At 65.4% G+C, this 3,321-nt stretch carries 3 protein-coding genes; 1 reads left to right on the top strand and 2 read right to left on the bottom strand.

The genetic code is table 11. From position 1 onward, the window contains the following. Positions 1-472: serine/threonine protein kinase (locus FKP22_RS25070; protein ID WP_141290400.1), on the top strand; the 472-nt coding region annotated here is incomplete at its 5' end. 118 nt (positions 473-590) lie between these two features. Here FKP22_RS25070 and htpG read toward each other — a convergent pair. Further along, complete coding sequence (gene htpG / locus FKP22_RS25065) at positions 591-2,471, bottom strand: molecular chaperone HtpG (protein WP_141290398.1); 1,881 nt, start codon at positions 2,469-2,471, stop codon at positions 591-593. Between the two features lie 118 nt (positions 2,472-2,589). Next, on the bottom strand, positions 2,590-3,321 hold a 732-nt coding region (locus FKP22_RS25060; RefSeq protein ID WP_141290396.1), incomplete at its 5' end, for a HupE/UreJ family protein.

Here is a 3,321-nt window from a genome sequence, read left to right as displayed (position 1 = left end):
AGGCGTGTGGCTGCGCGCCAGCGAGCGCGCGCTAGCACTGGTGGACCAGGCTTTTGCGCGGCACGACAACCTGCGCCTGATCCGCCTGCATGGCGACTGCCACACCGGCAACGTGCTGTGGCGGGAGGAAGGCCAGTATGCCGGGCCGAACTTCGTGGACTTCGACGACTGCTGCATGGGCCCCGCGGTGCAGGACCTGTGGATGATGCTGCCGGGCGAGCGCGGTGCGATCGAAACCGCGCTGTACCACCTGCTGGACGGCTACCGCGACTTCGCCGATTTCGACGACCGCGAGCTGCTGCTGATCGAACCGCTGCGCACGCTGCGCATGATCCACCACAGCGCCTGGCTGGCCGAGCGCTGGTCAGACCCGGCCTTCCCCATCGCCTTCCCGTGGTTTGCCAGCCCCTCGTACTGGAACCAGCAGGCGACCGAGCTGCAGGAGCAGGTCGAGCGTATGAGCGACCTCTGATTCAAGCACCCCAACCGGAGCAGAAGCGCGGACGGCGCCGGGCCGCCCCAAGACGGCCGCGCCAACCCGCCCGGCGGGTGGCCTCGCGTACCCGCGAGACCGGGTGCCCCACTTCTGATCAGGCGCTGAGCAGGCGCGTCACGCGCTGCACATAGGCCGCCGCGTCTTCCAGCTGCCCACCTTCGGCCAGCACGGCCTGGTCGAACAGGATCTGCGCCAGGTCGTCGAAACGCGGGTCGTCCAGCATGCGCTTGACCAGCGCGTGTTCCGGGTTCACTTCCAGGATGGGCCGGGTTTCCGGCGCTTCCTGGCCAGACTGCTTCAAGAGCCGCGCCAGGTGACCGCTCATGTCGCCTTCCTCGACCACCACGCAGGCAGGCGAATCGACCAGCCGGTTTGACACGCGCACGTCCTTGGCGCGGCTGGCCAGCGCGGTCTTCAGCTTCTCGACCAGCGGCTTGAAGGCCTCGGCGGTTTCCTCGGCCTTCTTCTTCTCTTCCTCGTCCTGCAGCTTGCCCAGGTCCACCGAGCCCTTGGCCACGCTTTGCAGCTGCTTGCCTTCGAACTCGTGCAGATGCGAGAGCATCCACTCATCCACACGCTCAGCCAGCAGCAGCACCTCGATGCCCTTCTTGCGGAAGATCTCCAGCTGCGGGCTGCTCTTGGCGGCGGCCAGCGAATCGGCTGTGATCACGTAGATCACGTCCTGGCCTTCCTTCATGCGCGAAACGTAATCCGCCAGGCTCACGCCTTCGTCGGCATGGGTGGACGAGAAGCGCAGCAGCTTGGCCAGGCGCTCCTGGTTCTGGAAGTCCTCGCCAATGCCTTCCTTCATCACATTGCCGAACTCGCCCCAGAACTTCTGGTACTTGGCCTTGTCGTCGGCACTGTCGCTGTCGGCCAGGCTTTCCAGCATGGACAGGATGCGCTTGGTCGAACCTTCGCGGATCGCCTTCACATCGCGGCTTTCCTGCAGCAGTTCGCGGCTCACGTTCAGCGGCAGGTCGGCCGAGTCGATCACGCCCTTGACGAAGCGCAGGTAGACCGGCAGCAGCGTCTCGGCGTCGTCCATGATGAACACGCGCTTGACGTACAGCTTCACGCCGCCGCGCTTGTCGCGGTTCCACAGGTCGAACGGCGCCTTGGCGGGGATGTACAGCAGCTGCGTGTATTCGCTGCGGCCTTCGACGCGGTTGTGCGTGTAGGCCAGCGGCGGCTCGCTGTCGTAGCTGATCTGCTTGTAGAAGTCCTGGTACTCGGCGTCGGTCACCTCGCTCTTGCTGCGGCTCCACAGCGCGGCGGCCTTGTTGACCGTTTCCCATTCGTCGGTGACGATCTGCTTGGAGGCTTCCGCGTCCCAGGTCTCCTTCTTCATCAGGATGGGCAGCGAGATGTGGTCGCTGTACTTGCTGATGATGGACTTCAGGCGCCAGGTCGACAGGAACTCGGTTTCCTCGTCGCGCAGGTGCAGGATCACATCGGTGCCGCGCAGCGGCTTGTCAATCGTCTCCAGCTCGAACTCGCCGGTGCCTTCGGAGCTCCAGCGCACGCCCTGGTCGGCGGGCAGGCCGGCGCGGCGGCTTTCGACCGTGATGCGATCGGCCACGATGAAGCCGGAATAAAAGCCCACGCCGAACTGGCCGATCAGCTGCGCATCCTTCTTCTGGTCGCCGTCCAGCTTGGCCATGAACTCACGCGTGCCGCTCTTGGCGATGGTGCCCAGGTGGGCGGTGGCTTCCTCGGCACTCATGCCAATGCCGTTGTCGCGGATGGTCAGCGTCTTGGCCTCGGCGTCGAACAGCACGCGCACTTCGAGGTTGGGGTTGTCTTCGAACAGCTGCGGATGGTCCAGCGCTTCGTAGCGCAGCTTGTCGCAGGCGTCGGACGCGTTGGACACCAGCTCGCGCAGGAAGATTTCCTTGTTCGAGTACAGCGAGTGGGTGACGAGGTGCAGGATCTGCTTGACTTCGGCCTGGAAGGAATGGGTCTGCTTGCTCATGGGTCGCGAACGGGAAAAGGGGTTGGCAAAACGCCCCCACGAGCCAAGGCTCAGCGGGGGTTTGGCGGCCATCTGGGGCCGCGCTGTCGCTTTTCAAGCCCGCCAGTGTCGCCCCAGTTCAGCCGCTGCCCAATAACTTGAGATCAAAAACCCGCTCCGCCAGCCAGATCCCGGCCACGCTGGCGATCAGCACCGAGCCCACCGGCAGCACGCCATGCCGGTAGACGCGGCTGCCACGCAGCCACCAGGACAGCGGCAGCACGCAGATCACCACCGCCGCCTGGCCCAGTTCCACGCCCAGGTTGAAGCCCAGCAGCGAGCTGACCAGCGCGCCATTGCCCAGGCCCATGTCCTTCAGCACGCTGGCAAAACCGAAGCCGTGCACCAGGCCGAACACGAAGGTCATCTTCCAGCGGTCCTGGCCCTCAAGAAGATGCCGGGCCGCTCCCAAGTCTTCTTGACCCCCTCGGGGGGCCTGACGCGCAGCGGCAGGTTTGGGGGCACCAAGCAAGGGCCAGAGGTTGTTCAGCGCGGTGGCGATGACGCTGGCGGCAATCAGCGATTCGACCCAGCGGGTTGGCGGGTTGAAAACGTCCAGCACCGCCAGCGCCAGCGTGATCGAGTGCGCCACGGTGAAGGCCGTCACCACCTTGGCCACGCCGAGCAGCACCTCGCGCCCGTCCGGCGCCGGCTGCCACTCGCTGCGCAGCACCATCGGTGGATTGCGCCGCACGCGCAGCAGCACCGAAGGCAGCAGCAGCGACAGCAGGAACAGCACGTGGTCAGTGCCGATCAGGATGTGGTGCATGCCTTCGATGACAAAGCCAACGAAGCCGGACGGCGCTTCGCT

The sequence above is a fragment of the Ideonella azotifigens genome, assembly GCF_006519715.1.
Taxonomy (GTDB): domain Bacteria; phylum Pseudomonadota; class Gammaproteobacteria; order Burkholderiales; family Burkholderiaceae_C; genus Ideonella; species Ideonella azotifigens.
Note: the sequence above shows the minus strand (reverse complement) of the source record. Positions and strands in the feature narration are given on the sequence as shown.

What these genes read in the sequence shown, in the direction of transcription:
- htpG (WP_141290398.1), bottom strand. Translation starts at nt 2,471, where the DNA reads ATGAGCAAGCAGACCCATTCCTTCCAGGCCGAAGTCAAGCAGATCCTG.